At 39.6% G+C, this 22841-nt stretch carries 27 protein-coding genes, 1 pseudogene and 1 riboswitch; of the genes and pseudogenes, 2 read left to right on the forward strand and 26 right to left on the reverse strand.

Annotation, left to right across the window (positions count from 1 at the left end):
* Positions 1 to 6: 6 nt before the first annotated feature.
* From MLE13_RS03780 to MLE13_RS03845, 14 genes and pseudogenes are all read right to left on the reverse strand, one after another.
* Entirely contained in the window at positions 7 to 414 is a 408-nt protein-coding gene (locus MLE13_RS03780; protein ID WP_240748132.1) for a DUF1259 domain-containing protein, read from the reverse strand.
* Between the two features lie 391 nt (positions 415 to 805).
* Entirely contained in the window at positions 806 to 1249 is a 444-nt protein-coding gene (locus tag MLE13_RS03785; protein WP_240748133.1) for a flavodoxin domain-containing protein, read from the reverse strand.
* On the reverse strand, positions 1230 to 2276 hold the full coding sequence (locus tag MLE13_RS03790; RefSeq protein WP_240748134.1) for a ribonucleotide-diphosphate reductase subunit beta: 1047 nt from the start codon (positions 2274 to 2276) through the stop codon (positions 1230 to 1232). Before MLE13_RS03790 ends, MLE13_RS03785 begins: the two co-directional genes overlap by 20 nt.
* A gap of 12 nt (positions 2277 to 2288) precedes the next feature.
* Entirely contained in the window at positions 2289 to 4574 is a 2286-nt protein-coding gene (locus tag MLE13_RS03795) for a ribonucleoside-diphosphate reductase subunit alpha (RefSeq protein WP_240748135.1), read from the reverse strand.
* A 1-nt stretch (position 4575) separates the two neighbouring features.
* Entirely contained in the window at positions 4576 to 5061 is a 486-nt protein-coding gene (locus MLE13_RS03800; RefSeq protein ID WP_240748136.1) for an acyl-CoA thioesterase, read from the reverse strand.
* A 147-nt stretch (positions 5062 to 5208) separates the two neighbouring features.
* Positions 5209 to 5387, reverse strand: a riboswitch (cobalamin riboswitch).
* A 244-nt stretch (positions 5388 to 5631) separates the two neighbouring features.
* Positions 5632 to 5763 (reverse strand): annotated as a pseudogene (locus tag MLE13_RS03805) (DUF3934 family protein); the annotation flags it as partial.
* Between the two features lie 76 nt (positions 5764 to 5839).
* Positions 5840 to 6319 (reverse strand): glutathione peroxidase, encoded by a 480-nt coding sequence (locus MLE13_RS03810; RefSeq protein ID WP_240748137.1) that lies wholly within the window; start codon positions 6317 to 6319, stop codon positions 5840 to 5842.
* Positions 6320 to 6355: 36 nt separating this feature from the next.
* Complete coding sequence (locus tag MLE13_RS03815) at positions 6356 to 6793, reverse strand: MarR family winged helix-turn-helix transcriptional regulator (protein WP_240748138.1); 438 nt, start codon at positions 6791 to 6793, stop codon at positions 6356 to 6358.
* A 23-nt stretch (positions 6794 to 6816) separates the two neighbouring features.
* Complete coding sequence (locus tag MLE13_RS03820; protein WP_240748139.1) at positions 6817 to 7236, reverse strand: organic hydroperoxide resistance protein; 420 nt, start codon at positions 7234 to 7236, stop codon at positions 6817 to 6819.
* A gap of 142 nt (positions 7237 to 7378) precedes the next feature.
* Complete coding sequence (locus tag MLE13_RS03825) at positions 7379 to 7936, reverse strand: methyltransferase family protein (protein ID WP_240748140.1); 558 nt, start codon at positions 7934 to 7936, stop codon at positions 7379 to 7381.
* A 223-nt stretch (positions 7937 to 8159) separates the two neighbouring features.
* Positions 8160 to 9812, reverse strand: a complete 1653-nt coding sequence (locus MLE13_RS03830; RefSeq protein WP_240748141.1) for a b(o/a)3-type cytochrome-c oxidase subunit 1 — start codon at positions 9810 to 9812, stop codon at positions 8160 to 8162.
* Entirely contained in the window at positions 9809 to 10282 is a 474-nt protein-coding gene (locus MLE13_RS03835) for a cytochrome c oxidase subunit II (protein WP_040850304.1), read from the reverse strand. The genes MLE13_RS03830 and MLE13_RS03835 overlap by 4 nt, the downstream gene beginning before the upstream one ends.
* 25 nt (positions 10283 to 10307) lie before the next feature.
* Entirely contained in the window at positions 10308 to 10427 is a 120-nt protein-coding gene (locus MLE13_RS03840) for a cytochrome C oxidase subunit II (RefSeq protein ID WP_240748142.1), read from the reverse strand.
* 150 nt (positions 10428 to 10577) lie between these two features.
* Complete coding sequence (locus tag MLE13_RS03845; RefSeq protein ID WP_240748143.1) at positions 10578 to 11279, reverse strand: Crp/Fnr family transcriptional regulator; 702 nt, start codon at positions 11277 to 11279, stop codon at positions 10578 to 10580.
* Between the two features lie 185 nt (positions 11280 to 11464).
* On the opposite strand from MLE13_RS03845, the gene MLE13_RS03850 reads away from it, so the two are divergent.
* Both MLE13_RS03850 and MLE13_RS03855 read left to right on the forward strand, forming a co-directional pair.
* Positions 11465 to 11929 (forward strand): universal stress protein, encoded by a 465-nt coding sequence (locus MLE13_RS03850; protein WP_240748144.1) that lies wholly within the window; start codon positions 11465 to 11467, stop codon positions 11927 to 11929.
* Between the two features lie 360 nt (positions 11930 to 12289).
* The gene (locus MLE13_RS03855) at positions 12290 to 13639 is read left to right on the forward strand and encodes a murein hydrolase activator EnvC family protein (RefSeq protein ID WP_240748145.1); all 1350 of its coding nucleotides are present in this window, start codon (positions 12290 to 12292) and stop codon (positions 13637 to 13639) included.
* A gap of 100 nt (positions 13640 to 13739) precedes the next feature.
* On the opposite strand, the gene MLE13_RS03860 is transcribed toward MLE13_RS03855, so the two are convergent.
* The 12 genes from MLE13_RS03860 to MLE13_RS03915 all read right to left on the reverse strand — a co-directional run bounded on the left by MLE13_RS03860 (position 13740) and on the right by MLE13_RS03915 (position 22774).
* Positions 13740 to 14831 carry a low temperature requirement protein A gene (locus MLE13_RS03860; protein WP_240748146.1) on the reverse strand — a complete coding sequence of 364 codons (1092 nt, stop codon included), beginning with the start codon at positions 14829 to 14831 and terminating at the stop codon, positions 13740 to 13742.
* Positions 14832 to 14971: 140 nt separating this feature from the next.
* Positions 14972 to 15907, reverse strand: coding sequence for a ring-cleaving dioxygenase (locus MLE13_RS03865; RefSeq protein WP_240748147.1), 936 nt, complete (start codon positions 15905 to 15907; stop codon positions 14972 to 14974).
* A gap of 32 nt (positions 15908 to 15939) precedes the next feature.
* The gene (locus MLE13_RS03870; protein ID WP_240748276.1) at positions 15940 to 16545 is read right to left on the reverse strand and encodes an alpha/beta hydrolase; all 606 of its coding nucleotides are present in this window, start codon (positions 16543 to 16545) and stop codon (positions 15940 to 15942) included.
* Between the two features lie 29 nt (positions 16546 to 16574).
* Positions 16575 to 17180, reverse strand: a complete 606-nt coding sequence (locus MLE13_RS03875) for a flavin reductase family protein (RefSeq protein ID WP_240748148.1) — start codon at positions 17178 to 17180, stop codon at positions 16575 to 16577.
* Between the two features lie 343 nt (positions 17181 to 17523).
* Positions 17524 to 17802, reverse strand: coding sequence for a GNAT family N-acetyltransferase (locus tag MLE13_RS03880; RefSeq protein WP_240748149.1), 279 nt, complete (start codon positions 17800 to 17802; stop codon positions 17524 to 17526).
* Between the two features lie 15 nt (positions 17803 to 17817).
* Complete coding sequence (locus MLE13_RS03885; RefSeq protein ID WP_240748150.1) at positions 17818 to 18717, reverse strand: DUF5996 family protein; 900 nt, start codon at positions 18715 to 18717, stop codon at positions 17818 to 17820.
* A gap of 149 nt (positions 18718 to 18866) precedes the next feature.
* Positions 18867 to 19703 (reverse strand): 3-methyl-2-oxobutanoate hydroxymethyltransferase, encoded by an 837-nt coding sequence (gene panB / locus MLE13_RS03890; RefSeq protein WP_240748151.1) that lies wholly within the window; start codon positions 19701 to 19703, stop codon positions 18867 to 18869.
* Positions 19704 to 19919: 216 nt separating this feature from the next.
* Positions 19920 to 20453 carry a GNAT family N-acetyltransferase gene (locus MLE13_RS03895; RefSeq protein WP_240748152.1) on the reverse strand — a complete coding sequence of 178 codons (534 nt, stop codon included), beginning with the start codon at positions 20451 to 20453 and terminating at the stop codon, positions 19920 to 19922.
* A 71-nt stretch (positions 20454 to 20524) separates the two neighbouring features.
* On the reverse strand, positions 20525 to 20644 hold the full coding sequence (locus MLE13_RS18050; RefSeq protein ID WP_430905201.1) for a DUF6176 family protein: 120 nt from the start codon (positions 20642 to 20644) through the stop codon (positions 20525 to 20527).
* A 175-nt stretch (positions 20645 to 20819) separates the two neighbouring features.
* On the reverse strand, positions 20820 to 21302 hold the full coding sequence (locus MLE13_RS03905; protein ID WP_240748153.1) for a GNAT family N-acetyltransferase: 483 nt from the start codon (positions 21300 to 21302) through the stop codon (positions 20820 to 20822).
* Positions 21299 to 22078 carry an alpha/beta hydrolase gene (locus tag MLE13_RS03910; RefSeq protein ID WP_240748154.1) on the reverse strand — a complete coding sequence of 260 codons (780 nt, stop codon included), beginning with the start codon at positions 22076 to 22078 and terminating at the stop codon, positions 21299 to 21301. Before MLE13_RS03910 ends, MLE13_RS03905 begins: the two co-directional genes overlap by 4 nt.
* 9 nt (positions 22079 to 22087) lie before the next feature.
* Positions 22088 to 22774 carry a peptidase E gene (locus tag MLE13_RS03915; RefSeq protein WP_240748155.1) on the reverse strand — a complete coding sequence of 229 codons (687 nt, stop codon included), beginning with the start codon at positions 22772 to 22774 and terminating at the stop codon, positions 22088 to 22090.
* Positions 22775 to 22841: the final 67 nt, after the last annotated feature.

The raw sequence follows: 22841 nt of genomic DNA on the forward strand, positions 1-22841 counted from the left end.
CAGTCATTACTTTACTAATGCATTTTGCTCTATCACATTAAATGCAGCAGATAGTCTGGTAGCGAAATCTTCAGGTGTTTCTTCTGAAGATAAATAAATGCACACAATATTCGGGTTTATATCCACACGTTGCTGGTAGTTTATAGGCAACGAAATTGGATGCTTTTGAAGCGCGTTTGTAAAAAGAGCTACCTCTTCTGGGAGTAATAATATTTCTGCCTGATTGAGTGCAGTGCCATCTTCTTTAAGATTTATAAACGAAATATCATGATCGAGCACACAATTGAAATTTTTGTTTTGAGAAGAAATATTGATGGCTCTTGTTCTTTTGACTAAACATTCGCCACCCTGTACTTCCACTTCTGCATTCAGCAACACGCCAACTTGTTCGGCCAATCGCTCGAATCTTTCCACCCAGTTCACCCTCCTGTTTTCCATATAATTTTATATGGCGTATTAAAAGAACGTTGGACACAAAAACACCGAAAAGAATCCTTAGATTCTTTTCGGCGTTTTTTACAGCCAAAATCATTAACGGATTGTATTTTATTGCGCTTTTAATTCCTGATCGAAAAGATGATGTAAACGAAAACGCCGATTTCTCATTTAACTATCTTTTCAAAATTACTATAAGTATATAGCTTTCACAGACGATAAAAATTCACGACAAAAAGTTCCACCGGTTTCTGCAGCTGGAAATAGTAAGAATCTGCTTTCTCGTTCTTTTCTATCCTATACCCCGTTTTTAAAAATTAAACACTTTTCTTCCAAAATAAAAAACCGCCTTTCGGCGATTTCTCCTCTACTATTGAATGAGTTGTGCTAATTTCTCACAGCGCACAACATCTTTTGGTTGTGGCATCAATTCTACTTTTAAACTCGCTATTAGCTTTGTTTTGACATATAACATGTCCTTAAAACGATCGACCGCTCCGCAAAATTCTGCAAAAAAACTATCTCCCGTTCCGAAAACTGCTGTTTTCAGCTCTTTGTTGTCGAACTTTTCAATCGCTTGATACAACTCGTGCATTTCTGCTGGGATTTCTCCGCTCCCCCATGTATAAGTGCCAATTAATAGATGATTGAAGCATGACAGATTACCGAGTGGAAACTCTTCTATTCGGTAAAGCTCAGCTTGTATTCCTCGGTTTAGCATGGCCGTTTGTAGCATTTCTGCTAATTGTTTCGTGTTGCCAGTAACTGAGGCATACACGATTGCTGTTCTTGACTTATAGCTCGTCAAAGCCATTCGTTTGAGACACTTTCGTATAAGTTCTTGATTTTTGTTCGAAGAAATCAGATTTGGTGTCGTTCATCATATCGTCGCCAAACACTTGTATCCATGGCATTGGGTTGCTGCGCTCTTCGTATAAATTGTCTAGACCAAGTTGACGCAATCGTTTATTGGCTAAGTACTCTACATACTCTGCAAACTCTACCAAATCCAATCCTTCTATATCAGCTAAGATGTAATGTGCCCACTCTTTTTCAAGCTGTACCGCTTTATCAATCGTTGTATAAATGTATTGAATATTTTCGTCCGTATTCAATTCCGGATTTTCCGTCAACATGATGCGGATAAACTGCGCGATAAAATACGCATGCTGCATTTCGTCGCGTTGAATGTAGCTGATCATCGTGCTGGTTTTCAACATTTTTTGCTGACGTGCCAAATGGTAGAAAAACGCAAAGCCAGCATAAAAATAAATACCTTCTAAGTTAATGGAATTGACGCTCAGCTTAAACAAGTTTTGCGGCGTTGGATTTTGGCGAAATTCTTCGTATGCATCTAAAATTAACTCATTTCGTTTTTGAACAACCGGATCGCTTTTTGCTTGATCGAAGCGCGCGTTTTGTTCGCTCACGGAAACAAGTGAACTTAAAATATACGAATACGACTCGGTATGAACGGCTTCTTGTTGAGAAATTACCGCAAATATTGCTTTAAAGCTCGAATCGGTTACGTAATCCATTGCTTGACTCATCGTCGGCGTTTGCAAGCTATCGAGTGAGGCAAGTTGTGTATTGATACGTAAAAAGACGTCTTTTTCCACACTGCTCAAGCTATCCCATTGCTTAATATCGTCTTGCATATTGATTTCTTGCGCTTTCCAAAAGTTGGCTAATAGCGCTTGATACAAATCATACATTTGTGGATACGCAATATCGTTCCAATTCAATAACCCCGAAGACTGGCCGTTTAACACGCCAGTCGATTTATTCGGATGTTCTGGATTTAATAATTTAATCTTTTTTAACGGTTCATGTATCGTCATGATCATTCTCCTTTAGCTTTGACACGCTTCGCATTCTTCGATTTCCGCTTGCGACGTACTGCGAACATAATAAGTCGTTTTCAAGTTTTGCTTCCACGCTTCTAAATGCAGCTCTAATAATTCTTTTGCTTTAATCGTGTGCGGGACATAAAAGTTAAAGCTGATGGATTGATCAATATGGCGTTGACGTGCTGCATTTTGACGAATACTCCATTTTTGGTCAAGCATGTGACGCGAACGACGGTAGAAATCATACGTATTATGATCCAAGTCAGGTGCAGTCACTTTAAATTTGAAGTTCTTTTTCTCTTCAGCGTATTCAACGGCGTATAGCGGATCAATGCCATCTGTTGAACCACCGATTTTCGCAGTTGATGAGTTCGGCGCAACAGCCATCATCCAGCCGTTTCGAACACCGGTTGTGGCCACTTGTTGTTGCAAGTCGTTCCAACGCTCACTCGTGTAGTTGCGGCGTTCAAAATACTCGCCTGTGTGCCATTCAGAACCTGAAAACTGACTGAACGCGCCTTTTTCTTCTGCTAATTGCATAGAAGCACGTATCGTTTGATAAGCAATTTCTTCGTAAAGCTTATCGGCAAACTCAACCGCTTTTTCACTTTCCCAATGGATGCCTTCAAGCGCGAGCAAGTGGTGCCATCCAAATGTTCCTAAACCAATTGCGCGGTATTTTTTATTTGTTACTTCAGCTTGTCCTACCGAAATGGTATTTAAGTCAATAACATTATCAAGCATGCGTGTTTGAATCGGTACTAAACGCTCTAATACGTCTGCTTTGACCGCTCTCGGCAAGTTGATCGATGACAAATTACAAACCACAAAATCGCCTGGCTTGCGAATCATAACAAGATTGCCGTCTTCATCAGTATATTCTTTAACTATTGTTGTAGCTGACATATTTTGCATAATTTCTGTACACAAATTACTGCAATAAATCGATGTCAACCCGCGACCTCTTGTGTGCTTGTTCGGGTTCTGACGATTAACTTCGTCGCGATAAAACATATACGGCGTGCCGGTTTCTAGTTGCGACACCATGATGCGTGCCATGATTTCCATTGCGCGATACGTTTTGCGTGGCAATAATGGATGATCGACTGCTTCTTGGTATTTATCGCTAAAGTATTTGGTGTCTTTTTCATCGTAAAAGTCTTCTAGTCCTAACGCGTTGCCATTTGCGTCTTTCCAACCCATAACTTGTTTAACTTGATGCGGACAGAACGTGTGCCACTCCCCAATGCTGCGACCATTTTCGTCTTTTTCTTGCAGACGCTTCATAAACAAATCTGGAATTGATACGCCTGTAAAAATGTCGTGTGCTTTACGGCGCTCATCGCCATTGTTTGTTTTCAAATCCAAGAAGCCGTTCATAATGTCTTTATGGAAAACGTCTAAGTAAATCGCGACAGCGCCTTGACGCTGACCTAGTTGATCGACACTAACCGCCGTATCGTTTAGCAAGCGAATCCATGGTACAACTCCAGAAGAATTGCCTTTGAATTTTTTTATGTCTGAACCTAACGCACGTACTTTGCCGTAATAAATGCCGATGCCACCGCCGTCTTTACTAAGACGGGCGATATCCCAATTGTTTAAGTAAATACCGTCTAAAGAATCGTCTACCGTATCGATAAAGCACGATGACAATTGGCCAAAACTTTTACCAGCATTTGATAAAGTTGGTGTGGCGACTGTCATATACAAATGACTCATTGCCCAATACGCTTCTTTAACTAGTTTTAAGCGACGTTCTTTTGGTTCGTTTTGCATCAATGTCATGGCAATGACTAAAAAGCGCTCTTGCGGCAGTTCAAACAAACGTCCTTCGTAATCTTTTGCTAAATAACGATCCGCTAACAAAAATAAGCCGATGTAATTAAACAATAAATCCCGCTCTGGTTCGACTTCTTGTCCAAGTTCTGTGATTTCTTCTTGTGAATAAGAAAACAATAATTCTTTCGAATAAATTCCAACGTGCGTCAACTCTTGAATGAGCTTGTAGAAATCGCCGTATTTTTCAGAAGCTGAATACCCCCGGTGTTCGGCAGCTTTCTTGTATAAATCACTTGCATACAATTCTGCCGCTACATAGGTCCACTCGGGTTGATCCATGGTGATGTGGTTTAACGCGTACAATAACGATTGTTCGCCTTTTGCTTGTTCAGCAAGTTCGCCTGCACGCTCAAGTAGCTCACTTGTATCTAAGCCGTATACATCCGTTGCCCGTTCGAGCGCTTTTTCTACTGATGACATTTCCGCCGTCTCAATTTTCATATTCATATCAGCACAACTCCTTTGAGTATTCTTTCAATTGCATGCGTTGCTGTTTACGTTCTTGCGCGCTTTGGAATAACTTTTTCTCCGCATCCGTTTCAGGGATTACGCCTTTTACAGGGATTGGTTTACCATTACTGTCCACCGCAACCATTGTTAAAATTGCTGTTGTTGTTAAATTGGTCATGCCCGTTTCAATTTGTTGGCATTCTGCTTTCACGTAAACTTCCATCGACGTTCTTCCGGTCGAAATAACAACTCCTTCTAAAATGAAGATATCTCCAACCTTGGCAGATGATAAAAAGTTCACGGTGTCGATTGAAGCGGTGACCACCGCTTCCCCACTATGTCTCATTGCGGTAATCGCCGCGATTTCATCTATGTATGCGAGTACCGTGCCCCCAAATATCGTTCCTAAATGATTGGTATCCGGTGGCAACACCAATTTTGTTTGAATTGTTCTGGCTACACCTGCTGCTAATGCTTCTGTCATACCTTCCATTCCTCCGTCTCTACAAAACAAAAAACCCATCCTCTCAGGGAGGATGGGTTTGAAAACGCAGAATAGCACATCAAGACAGCCTAAACTAGCTGCTTGCGCATAATATCTTCGTTATCTCTCTCAACTCCCGGAGAAGATCATAAACTTGTAACGAAGACAGGTCTCCTGGCTCGTGCGTCATTCTCTGCTATCTCCTTCCCGTCCATTGGACAGTGGATTGTGATAGCTCGTCAGCACTTACAGTTGCGGGTACAGCTCCGGAATTTTACCGAATTCCCTATTAAGCCTTTTCAGGCATCTTCGTTATCGATTACTACTATATATAGTTATTTTTTATAATAAAACACTAAATATTGTACTTATAAACTATAAACCACTTTCACCAGTTTAACAAGTTGTTTTAGAATTTCAAAGTTTTTGCTGAAAAATCACATTATTTCTACCGAGTTTTTCAAGATCTTAAAATAAAAAAAGGATGCCCTTTTTGGACAATCCTCGCCATTTTATCTATGCATCGACCCATACAGAAGCTTTTTCTTTATCTGTTTTCGGTTCGTCCGCTTTTTTATTGTTTTTGCTCGTATACGGTTTGAAACTCTTTGCTTTGTTGGCGCCAGATTTCCAGCGAGTCCAGCCTTTTTTACCAGTTCCTTGACCCGTACCGCTCTTTGCTTTCGCTTTTGCTTTGCTCATTTTAATCACTCCATTACTGCTACGATGATGTACAGCTTATCACATCGCGGCCGCCAGTGAAACAGAAACCTTCTCGTTATGGGCGAGCAAGCACTTTTTCAACGTCTTTTTTGAACGATTCCGGTGTATCTTTTGGAGAAAACCGAGAAACAATATCACCATTTTGATCCACTAAGAATTTCGTGAAATTCCATTTGATGTCGCTTGTTAAAAAGCCTTTTGTATTGCTCGTTAAATAGTTGAAAAGTGGATGTGCGTCTGTACCGTTCACTTTCACTAAATCATGCATCGGGAAAGTCACTCCATATGTCATGCGGCAAGCTTCTTGTGCTTCTGCACCTGTAGCTTCTTCTTGCTTAAACTGATTCGACGGAAATCCTAATACGACCAACCCTTGTTCTTTGTATTCTTCGTATAATTTTTCGAGGCCGTCAAACTGATCGCGTAATCCACATTTCGTTGCTGTGTTCACGATTAACATGGCTTTGCCTTTATATTCACTTAACGAGTATGCTTCTCCGTTCGGTTTTGATACTTCAATATCGTAAAGATTCATCTCACTCACTCCTCATTTAATGATTCATGCGATCTTTTACAAATTCATCGTTTTGAACGCTGCGTTCAACTCTTTTAAGTTCTTCATCAATGTAATTGCATTAACGCCCATAAAATTGCAGCTCTCAACTTTTTCAAAAACGGCTTGTTCAATGGCTGACTGATCGTTTTTCGCTTTTTCCGTCAACGAAATCACAAATGCCCTTTTATCTTTTTCCGATTGTTGCTTCGACAAGTGACCATTATCAATCATCCGTTTAATGATTGGATTTAATGTACCAGTACCAAGCCCCAATCGTTCACCAATGTCTTTCGACAGTAATTGGTGCTCGTCCCACAGGACAAGAAGCACTAAGTATTGTGAAAAAGTTAAGTTGAACGGTTCTAATGCTCTAGCATACATTTTCGAAAAATTGCTAGAAGCTTTATACACTTCAAAACAGAGTTGTTGCTCGAGTTTTGTCGGGTTTTCCATCTACATCTCACCTATACTGGTTATTATAAAACGGTTATTTCTACATCTACAGATCCTGCAATAGCTTTTGAATACGGGCATGTATTATGCGCTTTTTCTACATATTCTTGTTTTAATGCTTCATCAATGCCCGTTATGTCGACCACCAGTTTGACCGCTAGTTTTACTCCACCATCTGCTTTGTCTCCGATTAACGCAACCGTTGCTGTTACTTCACTTTTCTCTATCTTCACTTTACCAGCTTCTAGCACCAATTCTAACGCACTGTTAAAGCATGCACTATAGCCAGCCGCGAAAAGTTGTTCGGGATTTGTTGCAGTTGTAGCAGATCCTCCAAGCGCCTGGGGTTTTGCAACGTCCATATAAAAAATATTGTCCGGTGAATACACCGCCCCGTCTCTACCGCCTGTATTCGTCATTGTTGTTTCAAATAGTGTTTTCATTGTATGTAGTCCTCCATTCACTTATATCGTACACGACATACATTAAACTATATCGCACCCGATGTAAAAAGAACTGCTCATACGTTTAACTAAAAGAGCTTTACGCCCATTACGGAGAATATACGCTCTTGGTTTGATCCTATTAATAAATAAACGGAATTAGTCTCGCACGTTGCTTCATCCAAAGTTCATAATCCGGACCGAACTTTTCAACCAGTAAACGCTCTTCGTAATTGATGCGCTGAAGTAAAGCCCATACCATCGCAATGCCTCCCGCGACTGTGGCAACCAGGCTGCTAAAGAACAGAGCCATACCGAGCGTGATTAAAAACAGACCCGTATAAAGCGGATGGCGCAGCTTTCGGTAAGGACCGGTACTCACAATTTCGTCCCCTTCTCGAACTGTAACGTAACGTGTGAATTGTGATTTCAAGTGCAAAATCCCCCAAAAACGCAACAACACTCCTGTAGCGAGGAAGATGATGCCCACTACTTGTCCTAAAAATGCCATCGTTTGGAACGGCTTGAGTTCTTGTAAAAAGTAAGCCAAGAAAATGGTTCCGATTAACACGCCGAAAATCGCAACAAAAGTACGTTTTTCCAACGAGTCTCCTTGGCCAACTCCGCGATTACGAAAAATCAAAAATTCACTGAGCCAAAATACGCTTATTGCTGTAAATATCCATTCCATGATCGTCATCGCATAAGCCTCAACTTCCTGTTTCCTTCTTTTTATACTATAGAAAGCTAGAAGCTATTGCTACTATTCTAAAACACAAAAGGCAGTCAAAAACTCTTGTAATAAGAATTTCTGACTGCCTCTATTTCAATCTTCCATCGAAGATATTTCAACTAACATCGCGGTAAACGCGATAAACACAACCATCAATGACAAAACCATTGTGAACATTGTCCTTCAACTCCTACCACGTTTTGAATCCTTCTGAGCCTGGCGGTGCGTTTTGAATCATATGCGTTAATGGAATCGCATAAGCAAGAGCAATAAGGGCTGCAGCGAGACCAATCCAAATCCACCAATTTTCTAACCATTTTGGTGTATTGCTCATATCGCTTTCAGCAAGTGGGAAATCCACCATGTCTTTCGTTTCCACAGCTTTTGGCGACAAAAACATGGTCATGACGACGATATAGATAAGAATCATTGCCGAAACAAATAAAATGCTACCCCCAACTGCCATCGTGACATGATTGGTTAAGATGCCATCAAACCATTCCAACGCAGCTGGATGGTCATTATAGCTAGAGTACGCAGTTCTTCTCGGTGCGCCTAGAAGCCCCAACAAATGCTGCGCTGTTGACATCAAGACCATACCAATTGACCATGTGATAATTTGGACAAGTCCTAAAACTTTCATCGACTTAGTGAATTTCCGACCCGTTAAATATGGAATAAGCCAAAATGTTATCCCCATAAACGTCATGGCTACGGGAGTTCCCACGGTAATATGGAAATGCCCAACAATCCACAACGTATTGTGAACCACTTCATTCAGCTGGAAACTCGCATTGATGATTCCACCAGCTCCACCAGGGATAAAGAATGCCATGGCGATGAAAATAGACGTAAAACGAATATCTTTCCAAGGTAATTTTGTAAACCAACCAAAAAGACCTTTGCCTCCATTTTTGCGCCCCGCAATTTCAAACGTTGCAAACATCGAGAACGCCGTCATTAATGAAGGAACGATGACCATAAACGTCAACACCACTTGAAGGAACTTCCAAAAATTCGAGATACCTGGTTCTGTCAGTTGATGGTGAAATCCAACTGGAATCGAGAACAAGATAAAGAGCACAAATGACATACGTGCAAGTGAGTCACTGAATACTTTTACGCCTAAGAGCTTGGGTACGATTAAATACCAAGCCATATAGGCCGGCAATAGCCAAAAATAAACTAATGGATGGCCAAAATACCAGAACAATGAGCGGCTTAGTTCGACATCAATAGTATCGGTCCAACCGAACGCCCAAGGAATGTATTGAAACAAGACCGTTGCTACAACACCAAGACATGCAATAATCCACATGATAATGGTTGTAATCGTCATAAACGCAAACAATGGACTTAATTGACCTTTGTTATTTTTACGCCAGACGCGGTAATGACCCACTAACGCGAAACTACTAATCCACGTTCCTATAATGACTAACGCAAGCCCAACATAGAAAAAGCCACTTGCTTGTAACGGTGCATAAAAGGTGTACATAACGGAAGCTTGTCCAGAAATGATCATGACCGTTGCCATAACTGTGCCGAGTAAGGTCACCCAAAAGCCAATCCATGAAAACAAACGAACTTTTGGACCAAAACTGCCTAGACTTTTACTCATGCCTGTAATAAAAAAGCCGAAAATAAAAAATGTCGTAAAGATAAGTGCCAGTAAAACTCCATGAGCCGTTAAGATTTGATAATAATCTAACCAAGCGGGTAATTGAAGCGCATCATTACGGATAAAAACTTGAAGCAATCCACATAACGTTCCGATTAAAAATGCAATATATGCGACGCCAATATTCCATAAAGCGAGTTTACGATCTTGTAACGCAATCATTCTTCATACACCTCTATTTCTGTATACATCATATGATGGCCTGTCCCGCAATATTCATTACAAAGAATTAAATAAGTGCCGGGTTTTTCAAAGGTATAAGATTTTGTAGTAATCCGCCCTGGAACGACCATCATGTTTACTTTCGTGTTATCAATGGTAAAACTGTGAACTACATCGGTGCTAGTAACTTTAAAGATAACTTCTTTGCCTACCGGAACTCTTAGTTCAGGTGCATTGTAGCCAAAAGCCATCGCTACTATCGTCGCTTGATACGTATCGTCATCTAGTTGCGTAACGCCTGGATTATCAAAAGGTGCAGTTTCATTTACTTTTTTCGGGTCAATAGTTTCCATTCCGCCTGCAGGAGTATGATTCTGGGAAAACGCACTCACTCCCACTACGCTTAAAAATACGATTAGCGACGCTATTCCTAATGTCAGCCAAATTTTTTCATATTTATGAAGATGCATGTTAATCGACTCCTTTCGTTTTCCGTTAACGAGCTACATACAATAAATAAACAGCGACCCACATTACCACAATGATGAGTCCTACTATAAGAACACTGACAAACGTACCTTTCAAATTAATCTCTTCTGGTTTTCTCTGACTCATTCGTTCTCACTCCTTATTCCTATCAGCTTTACTTTTAGCCTATGCTATCTCTAGGTTTCACACTGTGATATTTGTCACAGTCACTTCTTGTTTTTATTAAATAGACAAATTTAAGACAAAAAAAAGCCTGCCTCGTGGCAAGCTTTTCTACTAATCAATTTTACACAAATAAATCGGACAGTTTTCGCAATTTGTTTCGGTCTTTAAATAATTTAAGTCGTGAAGATAAATCTTCCCTTCATGCATACTTACTGTTCCGTTCTTTTTCAGATTCCCCAACATCCGATTGACGACTTCTCTAGTCATTCCACAAAAATTCGCTAATTCTTGATTGGTTAATACAACATCAATTAAGATTCCATCTTCTGTTTTCACACCATAGCTATTAGAAAGTCGAATCAGAGTAGAATACAACGCGCCTTTTTTGCCGTGAAGCAAAAGGTCTCGAAATTTCGTTTGAGTTTTTTGTTGATCGATACCCATCCACTTCATGAAAGCGATAGAAAGTCGACCATTTAACATCAACGCCTCTTCCAAATCTTTTAATGAAATTTGAAGATAAACGGTATCTTCAATTGCACGGGCAGCAAGCATATATTTAGGTGCATCTGAAAAAATCGTTACTTCGCCGACCAGCTGCCCTGGACCACTAATCTTCAACGTCAACTCCCTGCCATTCGGCGTTACTTTCTCAATCCGAAGTTTACCGGATTGAACAATATAAACACTTTTAGCAACTTCGCCTTCACGAAATAAAAAACTATCCTTTTTAATTTCTTTTACTTGGTGGCGGATAGATAGCAATTCTTCTATTCCTGTTAATGCGTCTGTATTTCCTATATTGGTTTTCAAACCGCATCTGCCTCCCTACTATCTATCGAACTGTTTCTATTGGTCTATTTTATCACAATAAATCTCTAGATTATTGTGAAGATTCACGAGATAGACACTATTTACTAAATATGGTAGCGAACTTAAGAAGGAACTTTATTGTACGACGGCGAATTCTTACATAGAGAAACAAGGAGGAATTCTAAATGACGTTAAAGTATTCTAATATTCTAGTAGCAGTCGACGGCTCGAAAGAATCAGAACTCGCTTTTAAGAAAGGTTTAGCTGCTGCCACTCGAAACAACGCCACATTACACCTTGCACATATTATCGATAACCGTTCATTTGGTTCTATTGAAGCTTACGACCGCACGATTGCAGATCGCACAAAAAAAACGTCTCAAGAATTATTAGCTAAGTATAAAGAAGAAGCACTCGCTGCTGGTGTGAAAAATGTAAATGTCATCATTGAATACGGCGTACCCAAAATTGCCATTCCAAAAGAACTCGCACCTAAACTAAATATTGATGTCATCATTTGTGGTGCTACAGGATTAAATGCTGCTGAGCGATTTGTCATGGGAAGTGTCTCTGAACGAATTGTTCGTACAGCTAAATGTGATGTACTTGTTGTTCGTAGAGAACAAGCAGATGTATTAGAAGACGAATAACCGAGAGCCTTTCCCAGTAAATTTGGGAAGGCTTTTTTTGTTTCTCTAAATCATTTCTGTTACATACATTTCTCCTAATACATCTCAAATGGTTAATAAAACCATATATGTTTACAGAAAATTCAATTATACATCATTTTTTTATTAAAAAATAGCACACAAATGTTATTTTCTGATAGTTTGTCATCTGTGCATTGAAATTGATAAGAAACTGTAATAAAAAATAGGTTTATGTGGTGTTACAATGATTCTGCTGGATTTTTCCTGACGGTCACCAAATTCGTAGGAGAAACCTTTTTAATGTAAAGAATTTTACGATAACTTATAGATAGTCACGGACACGAAAGGGGAGCAAGAGTTTTGAATAGATTATCAAAATTTTTAACAGTCGCTTTATCATCTATATTGGCTTTTACCATGGTTTTGCCTACCGCAAATGCTGATAAACTAAGCGATTTAGAAAAACAACAGCAAGAGGCTCAACAAAAGCAAAGCGAATTGAACGCTGGCATCCAACAGAAATCAAGCGAAATTTCGCAGAACCAAACCACTCTCGAGAAAATCATCGCAAAAATTAGCGAGTTAGATAACCAAATCGTTGAAACTCAAGACAAAATTGACGTTGCTCAAGCTGAAATCGATCAAACAAAAGTTGAAATCGACGAATTGAGAAAGTCTATTGAAGAATTGGAAAGAAAAATCGCAGAACGCGAAGAATTATTAAAAGAACGTGCACGTGCCATTCAATTAAGTGGTGGATCAGTAGACTATATAGATGTTCTACTAGGTGCAAATAGTTTTGTTGACTTTATTGACCGTTTTTCAGCAGTCAACATTTTAATCGAAGCAGACCGTGAAATTATGCGTGAACAAGCAGCGGACAAAAAACTTCTTGCTGAACAAAAAGCTGAAGTTGAAACTAAGCTTGCTGAACAAGAAGCTACTAAAGCAGAACTAGTTGACTTGAAAAACTCACTAGCTGCTAAGAAAAATGAACAAGCTCAACTTGAAGAAGATTTAAAAGCTGAACAAGCGCGTTTAGCAAAAGAAAAATCAACTCTTGAAATGGAACATAGTGAAACAGCAGATATTAGTGCATCTCTTGAAAAACAAATTGCTTCAGAACAAGCACGTCTTGCAGAAATTGCTCGTAAAGCTGAAGCAGCACGTTTAGCGAAAGAAGCAGCAGCACGTAAAGCAGCGGCGGCGGCAGCAGCGAAAGAAGCAGCAGCTTCTAAAGCAACTGCATCTACTTCTAAAGCACCTGTACAAGCGGTAGCATCATCTGCTCCATCTACAGGCGGTTCAACATTCATCCTTCCTGCATCTGGACGCTTTACATCAGGATTCGGCGGCCGTGACATTGGCGTAGGCGCAGAATCTCACTTGGGTATGGATATTGCAAACGTACCTGGTACACGTGTTTCTGCTGCAGCTAGCGGTATGGTTTCATACGCTGGTAACATGGGCGGATACGGAAATGTTGTTATTCTTACACACTCTATTAATGGACGTACACACGCTACGGTTTATGCTCATATGAGTTCAATCAATGTATCAGTAGGACAATCTGTATCACAAGGCCAACAAGTTGGCGGTATGGGTAACACAGGCCGTTCAACAGGCACACACCTTCACTTTGAAATTCACGTAGGACCTTGGAATGGCTCACGTTCAAACGCAGTCAACCCTTCTCCTTACGTACGATAATAGACGAAAACCCGACTTCTCAATTGAGAAGTCGGGTTTTTTTTATTTTCTTCAAGTTGTCCAAGTTAAATTTGTCAGCTAAGTTGATCTCCTAGAGTCATTACTTCGTTGTGATATATGTGTATATCACAAAAAAGATCAACAACTCACTCAATAAAACAATTTCTTCAACAGGAATTAACAAGTTAAAGATTAAAAACACAGCTAAAATAGAAATAAAGAACAGTAAATGCCATACTTGCAAGCGATGTTCCGGCATACGGTATTTATGGAAAACAACTGTTGTCGAAAGAAAATAAACAAAGGCCGTTCCAAAGGTCAACAGTAACAAGAAGCTCGGATCTACTTTATACAAATAACTCATTCGAATGACGGCAGCAAACAAGCTCATGGACATCAAAATAAACAAATGACCGTAAATAATGATTTGACCTGAAGTACGAGCTTCTTTATCAATTTTCTTTTCAAGATTATCGAAATATTGCCACCACATGGCAATGATCAGTAGGAACGCTAGGAAAATGATTGATACTTCGCTCCATAAAAATCCTTCTGTTTCAAATATGGCGACGAGGCTAACAATGGACTCTCCAAATAAGATAATCGTCAATAATCCGAATCGTTCTAATAAATGCGGCGTGTTTACCGGCACTTTTTTTAGGTGTTTTCTATTTAAGATGGGAATTAAAATATCTATAAAAATACCTAAATACAAGAAGAAATACCGAATCCATGAATCGAAGAATAAAGATAAAAGCGAGATTGTTATTCCGATTAGAAATCCGAATCCTAACCTTTTAGCTACTTGGTACTCTTCTCTGCGAACTTCACGCATGGTGTACAAATATTGAAGAGATGTGACTAAACGAACACCAATGTAGCCGATTAAAAATGGCAAGTAATAGCTATCGAAGTCAGGTGACAGACTGGCTGTCAGCACAACCATAAAAAACATTTGTAAAATCATAAACAACCGATGAGACAACCGGTCTTCCCCGAAACGATTCGTGTAAAGTGTGTGACCTACCCAAGACCACCAGATTGGGATGAAGATCAACACAAACTTAAACAAATATTCTATTGGAATTACCCCTTCTTCTAAGTGGAGCAATACATGTGTTGCTTTCGCTATAGCGGCAACAAAAATCAAATCGAAAAATAGTTCCAGCCACAATACTCGTTTATGGGTCATTGGTTTTCACTCCTTACGCGTGTAAATTTGTTACAAAATTCTTTACTTTTCTTAAAATTATATCGATTTTAATAAGCGAAAAGAAAGGCTAAACGAAGTAGTTTTCGTTTAGCCTTTAGTTATTCTTCAAACCGTCGTTCTCACTCAACTGAACGAACTTCAAATGGGATAAGAGATTCTTCTACTTTTTCACGATGCTGCTCGTATTGTGCAGGCAACATTAAATTTTCACCCATAGTTTCAAGTGATTCATCGTGTGCAAATCCTGGTGGGTCTGTTGCGATTTCAAACAAAATTTCTCCGTGTTCTCTAAAGTAAATAGCATTGAAATAATTGCGGTCTTTTACTTCTGTTACCCCGTAACCTTGGTTGCGAACAAACTCTTGCCATTCTACTTGATCTTGGTCGTCATTTGCACGCCAAGCAATGTGATGCACAGTCCCAACACCCATTTCTCCACGACCAAGAGGTGTCGTTTTCAGGTCGATGATATTGCCAAGTTCACTAGAAGAACGGAAACGTGTAAAGTCGCCTTCTTCTCCAACTTTTTCAAGTCCCATTACTTCTTCAAGCGTTTTTGCCGTTTGCTCTGGACGTGCCGAAAGTAAAGTGGCTCCCGCAAAGCCTTTAATCGCTACTTCGGGAGTAACATCTCCAAACGCAAAATCATTTTGTTTTCCAGCTTGTCGTTCTACCAACTCTAATTGTAGGCCGTGAGGATCTTCAAACGTTACATACGTTTCGTTAAAACGTTGTTCTTTTGCAAAGTTGATGTTGAGTTTTCCTAACCGATTTCCCCAGAATGACAATGCGCCAGTTGGCACAACAAATGAAATTACGCCAACTTGTCCTGCTCCAATTTTCCCTTGAAATGCATTTGCCCACGGGAAGAACGTAATAATCGTTCCTGGTTCGCCGCCTTGGTTTCCAAAATACAAGTGGTATGTTCCTGGGTCATCGAAGTTTACCGTTTTTTTAACCAATCGCAAACCGAGTACTCCTGCATAAAAATCGACGTTTTCTTGCGGATGACCTACGATTGCTGTTATATGGTGAATTCCAGTAGTTTTTTTCATGTTGTTTCCTCCTCTGTTACGTGAGATTCTTATTAAAATCTATCGTTATACCATTGTCTTGCAGCTTCTACTTCACTTCCGGTTAATTGGTGGCCATTGTTCTCCCAATGGACTTCTACAGAAGCTTTTGCAGATTGGAGCATCTCGTGAAGTTCTTCTGCTTCTTTTACCGGTGAAATTGGATCATTCGTTCCGGCTGCGATAAAGACTTCTCTTCCTGAAAGATCTGGCAGTTCAATATTACGTAATGGCACCATTGGATGATGTAAAATAGCGCCCATTAACGCGTCTTTAAAGTGATACAACAAACTCGCGGCAATGTTTGCACCATTTGAATAGCCAATAGCGACGATGTTATTGCGGTTAAATTCATATTTCGCTGCTGCTTCATTTAAAAATTCGTTGAGTTCATTTGTGCGGAATACTAAGTCCTCTTCATCAAATACACCTTCACTTAAGCGTCTGAAGAATCGAGGCATGCCTTGTTCTGAAACATTCCCTCGTACACTAAGGATAGATGCTTCTGCGTCGATCATCGGTGCAAGTGTCATTAGTGAATTTTCATTTCCGCCTGTTCCGTGCAATAGCAATAATACTGGTTTTTCTGAGTTTGTTCCTTTTCTAAAAATATGTTCCATTTTCATTTATTATTCCTCTTTTCTTTTTGTTATTTTGGTCTGTCGATTGAAAAAATCTCGCCTATATGCGCATAATTTGTACCTGCTAAGCGGCTAACTGCACCTAATCCTCTAGGGTCAATACGGCCACTTTCGTATATTTTTTCATCTATGTGGAACTGGATTACTTCTCCGATAAACAAATCACTACCGGGTCCCTCTCCACCTAAAGGAATGGCTTGTACTAAACGACATTCCATACGGACTTTCGCTTCTTTTACACCAGGTACTGAAATTTCTGTACTTGAAACGAGCGTTAAATCGGCTTTTTCCACTTCACTTTCTGACGGTGGCAAAGACGCTGCTGTTTCATTGATTTTCGCAACATTTTCACCATCTACAATATGCACAACAAATTCGCCTGAATCGTAAATGTTTCGTGCCGTATCTTTCAATTTTCCAGCCGGCCTTTGTATCGCTACGGATACCATTGGTGGATTTGAAGAGACGATGTTGAAATAACTAAATGGTGCTCCGTTCACAACACCTGATTCTGACTGAGTAGTGATAAACGCAATTGGTCGCGGAATAATCGATCCAATTAATAATTTGTAATTGTCTCGCTCGCTATTTTCTTTCGGGTTGATCGAAATCATGGTGAATTCCTCCTTATATTTAAGATTGCTAATATCTCGAATTCGAGATATTAGTGTAAAAAAATTTTTTACACTAATTAATATTTTAACACCCTCAATAAGTATTTTTTTTAATTGATAGAGCAAGGATTTTGAACAACTCACTTTTATTTTAAGTAAAGATGGGTTACTCTATTCAATTATTTCACACAAATAAAAATACCTTTAATTAATTTATCTTTAATGTGAGATAATAATATCATGGAAAGTTTAATGCGTCAATTTCTTTATTAAAAATCAATGGTAGCCAAATAAATTTGGCTACCTCAAATGAGAGTAATATCCCTTTTGCATGTAGCTAACCTTATTCAGTTGCTAAAACATCTTCAAATTCCGGACGATTTGAAAGTTCTTTTTTGGCAAATGGACAACTTGCCGTAATTACTATGTCTTCTTGTCTCGCGTAGTTTACCACTTTCTCTACAAGCATTTCACCTACCCCTTGTCCTCGTAAATTCTCGCTCACATACGTGTGATCGATGTTTATTAACTTAGAGTCAGTTGGTTCAAGGTGAAGCTCTGCGTCCGGGTTCCCTGAGTCATTCCCAATATAAAATTTGTTTTCTCCAGTTTTAATCTCCATCTTCTATTTCCTCCTCTAATCCATTTTCAGCGGTATAAAGTAATGAGAACAGCCTTCCCACGCTAATTCCGTTTGTAAGACATCAAAAGTCGTGTGGAAAAACGCTTGAACTGTTTCACTTGGGTTGTCTGATTTCATCACGCTTTCTAGATCTAAAAAATATTCGCTCAAACTTGCTTCGTAATATGCTTCAGCCGGCTTAACGCTCGGATAATTTAAATCTTTGTTGATAAATGGATAGGGCAATACAAAGAAAGAAGGTGTATCGGTTTTCTCGTCGCCTAGCCAACATCCATACTCGATCATATGCTCGTCAAATGCAGCTTTTTCAATCACTTTATCTTCCGGAAACTCTTCCATAATTCCGTTTACAATCAGTGCCGAAACATCAAACGTTCCCCAAAAAAGAGCCGGTTTTATTTTTCGGCATCGCAAAGGGGCCAAAAATTTCATCTGCTCATTTAGTACGAACTGGAAAAGCGTTAATCCCCTCACCGCATCTTGCTGATGGAAAGTTAACGGCGTCTCGTCTTCATTTAATAGCTTTTTGTATGCCATTTCCTGTGGTTTTGGATTTATCGTTACCTCGACCCCTCGTGAATGCAAACTGTGAAATATTTCATCAAAATAAGCTTTAATCGATTTTGACGTTTCAATCGGGATGTCTTCCGTTGTTCCATTGACATTTATCGAAATTAAACTATTTCTAACATCTACATCAAGTTGCAAAAGGTCATCCTCAGCAAATAACAAACCTGTTGTAAAGCCATTTGGAGTTAACGGAAGTGTTATATGCGCCCATTGAGGTTCTTTATGAGCCGTGACTAATTTTATCTTCCCTAAAATTTGAGAGATTAAATGTAGCGTGAATTTGGTATCTGCCCATTCGGAATGCTTAATAATACTCACTTTCATATTGTCTCCTCCCTCCTATATTTTGGTCCTTATTAAATTCACATACCCGCGAGAATTTTTTTCTAACATAGAGTAGAGAACTTAACGACAAAACACCCCCAAAGTTAGTTTTTATTGCTAACTTTGGAGGTGTGCTATCTTTTCAGTACTTATTCTTTTCCACCATACAATTGTTTGAGCTCTTCTTCTTTCATCGTGAAGCGATGTTCTTCTGTAGGAAATACACCTGATTTTACTTCATTAACATACTGAATCAAGCCTTTTTTCATGCTCTCACCCGTTTCAGCATACGAGCGAACAAATTTTGGTAAATGATGCGAACCGTATTTCAGCGTGTCGTGGTAAACAAGTACTTGGCCATCTGTTTCACTGCCTGCGCCAATGCCAATGACAGGTATTGTGAGGGCTGCCGTTACTTTCTCCGCTAATTGGTAAGGAATGCATTCAAGAACCAACATGCATGCGCCTGCCGCTTCACAAGCGAGGGCATCGTCGATCAGCTTTTGTGCGGCATCTGCGGTTTTGCCTTGCACTTTATAGCCACCGAGTACCCCTGCTGATTGAGGAAGCAAACCTAAATGCGCCACAACTGGAATGCCAGTGCGGGTCAATAATTTCATGGCGTCTACCACTTCATCTGCCCCTTCTACTTTTAGCGCTTCTGCTCCAGTTTCTTGGAACATACGAACCGCGTTGTCCAATATCCGCTCAGCACTTCCATGAAACGAGGCAAATGGCATATCCACAACTAAAAACGTGTCAGGAGCTCCGCGGCGAGCGGCTTTGCCGTGATGAATCATATCATCCACGGTTACTTTTACAGTAGAGTCGTATCCAAGAACGACCATTCCTAAAGAATCGCCGACTAAAATGACATCCACTCCGGATTCTTCTGCAAGCTTGGCTGATGGATAATCATAAGCCGTGAGCATGGCGATTTTTTCGTTTTGTGTTTTCATTTTGATCAGTGAAGCGGTATTCTTCATTTTTCTCTCTCCTTTTGGGAGGGAAACCAAAAATAAAGCCCATCTTTCCAATTTTGGACAGACGGGCAGGAAGTTTATTGTAGGTTTTCTCCGTCCCTGTCGATTTAAGATCAAGGCAGAACTATTCGATTGTAGAACGATTTTTTCGGGTGCAGTTCAGCAAGGATACTGCCCTTAATTTCACTATAGCAGATGTTAGTTAGGGGAACATGAATACTAGCTTATGTACTCAGTTTTGAGAATACTGTAGAGCAGAGAATCGCGCCACCCTTTTTTCATTCGTAAGTTTTGGCGAAGCAGTCCTTCTTTTACCATTCCTGATTTTGCTAGAACTTTTTGCGATCCAATGTTTTGAAGATCACAACTAGCCGAAATTCTGTTAAGCTCTTTGTTTCTAAACCCAAATTCGAGTAATAATAATGTTACTTCTGTCGCAATTCCCCTTCTCCAAAAATCCGGATGAAGAATATAACCGATTTCACCTGATTGATTCATGTTATCTATTGCAGAAAGCTCTCCCGCTCCAATCACTTCGTTTGTTTCTTTCCATACCACTGCAAAAGTAAAACTCGTACGAGGTTTTGCTAACTGTTGGTCTAGCACCTCGACTATATATTGTTGCGTTTCTTCTTCTGTATTAGGTCCCCACGGCTGGTATTGTGAAACGATCCCCTGTGAGGCATAGGCATGTACAGCTTTCCAATCCTCTTTAATAAACTCTCGCAAAAAGAATTGGTTTGTTTCAAACATTTTTTGTCCCTCCTCCGATGCAACATTTATCATTTCATTACTGATTTTACTTTTTTCTGAATCATGACAAGCTATGCTTCCATATCAACTGATGGATAATTAGAATCAATGTATTCGTTCCAGAATTCCATATGTTTTTGATCCACGCCATGACTTGAATTTTCTAATTCTACGCCACCTTCCCCTTGTATTGAATAGCAATAAAGATAGGGTTTTCTTTAGAAATCGTTTCTACAAACATTTATTCCTCCTCAAGCGTGAGTAATACATTATCCATGTGCTCAAATAAAAATTTCACCCATTGCTCAACTACTACTCTTTACCCTTTTTCAACTTAAACCTTGAAAGCTCTGCAGTAATTTTCATTTATTCGGCACCCTTTGCTGCTTTTTTGAAATAACCTAATGTCGCTCTAGAATTTAAGATTTGAGTGACTCCTGTTGATTGATATCCTATTTTTTCATAGAACCGACAATTTGCTTCTTCCTCCAAAATGGTGGCTAACTCCCAAACTTTTGCTTCCACATGTTGCTCTTCAGCTAGTTTCATTGCTGCTCTAGCAATCCCTAGCCCTTGGAACCGTGGATCTACGAATATGGGACTGATCCAGAAACGGTCTTCTCCTCCGTACTTGACGCGTATTGCGCCTACCATTTTCTTTTCTTGTACGATTTTGTAGAAAAATGAGTCCGACATTGTTATTCGAGTGAGAACTTGTTCAAGTGTTTCGTTTGCAGGATTTGTATTCATGTCCTGATACTTCATTAATAGAGGCATGAAAGACTTTTTTTGCATCGCTAAAATAGACGTGGCATCCGAAACTTCTGCTTTAATTAATTCTATTTTCATAAAAGCACCTCGTTTTGTAAAAAACTAAAAAGCTCTGGAACTCTTTTCTGAAAAGAAAGGTAGTTATGTTCCTCGCCTTCTAATATATTAAAAGTTACAAAAGAACACTTTATGTTCAACCTTTTTGCCACCCTCTGATTCGAAACCAAAAATTCATGGCTAATGGTTGAATCACTCCCTACTTCACTTGTACCGCAGTCCATATATAGTGAAGTTAGTACAGATAAGTCTGTTGTATCTATCAACTCTTCGATTTTTTCTTGATTGACATAAAATCCGGACGAAAAAAGAATGATGTTTGTGAATATATGCGGGTAAATACACGCTGCGTACAAAGTAATCAACCCGCCAAGCGAAATTCCAGCCATCGCCGTATGACTCTGTTGTGTTCGATATGTTTTATCAATATAAGGTTTCAATTCTTCAACGATAAATTTTATATAGCTTGAACCACTGCCTCCAAAAGACATCATTTTATCTTTTAGAAATGGTTTGCTATATGCCCCATTTTCCCACGGACAATACTCATTTTTTCGTTCCTCACTATTTTGATCTATCGCCACAACGATTATATCCATGTTGTTTTCATCTAAATAATCTTCTAATTCCAGTGACACGCCACCAATGGCATTGTCGTTTCGAAAAACATTTTGGCCATCGTGCATATACAACACTGGATACCGCTTATTACTCTTTTGATAGCTTTTAGGTGTATAAACACGAATTAATCGTCCGTCTTGTAACTTCTCTGATTTCAAGGAAAAAAGATCCAGCATTGTTACGGTTCACTCCCCCAAATACTCAACCATCAATTCCTCTTCCCCACCTTGAAATACGCGGTACGCTTTAGCTGCTGGTCTTGAGCTGACAACCTTTTTGATCTCTTGGTCGATATAATGGACTGCTGCTCCGTCATCTGCGGCAATTCCTGGTTGGAGCGTTCCTTGCTCCACAAATTGACGATAGGTCGGTCTTCTTTCGGCTTCGCCGTCGTAATGTGGGCAATGGCTGCCCGGTAAAAACCCGAGCGCTTCGAGTGGTTCGAGCTTGTCGCCATAAGAATCGGTGACGCCTTGTTCATACCAGCAAATCGAACCTGCGCTAAGACCCGCTAAAACAACTCCTTGTTCCCACGCAGTTTTCAATAGTTGATCCAATCCCCATTCTTTCCAGAGCACCAATAAATTTTTGGTATTGCCACCGCCCACATAAATAATATCTTGTTGTAATACAAACTCCTCTAATTTTCGTGTATGTGGTTTGAATAAAGACAAATGACTCGGCTCACAGTCTTGCTGATTGAAAAAGTTATAAAATTTTTCAATATAACTATCTGCATCTCCACTTGCTGTTGGAATAAAACAGATTTTTGGTCGAGCTTTATTTGCTTGTTTTAGTATGTATTGATCGAGTAGCGGGTTGTCCGGTTCCATGGAGAATCCACCGCCGCCCATCGCGATAATTTGACGCATGTAAAACACCTCTTTTTTTCAAATTGGAATTTTTATCCTCTTCTGCTATAATAAAAAAATTCAGTTA

This window comes from Planococcus halocryophilus, assembly GCF_022489025.1.
GTDB lineage: Bacteria > Bacillota > Bacilli > Bacillales_A > Planococcaceae > Planococcus > Planococcus halocryophilus_A.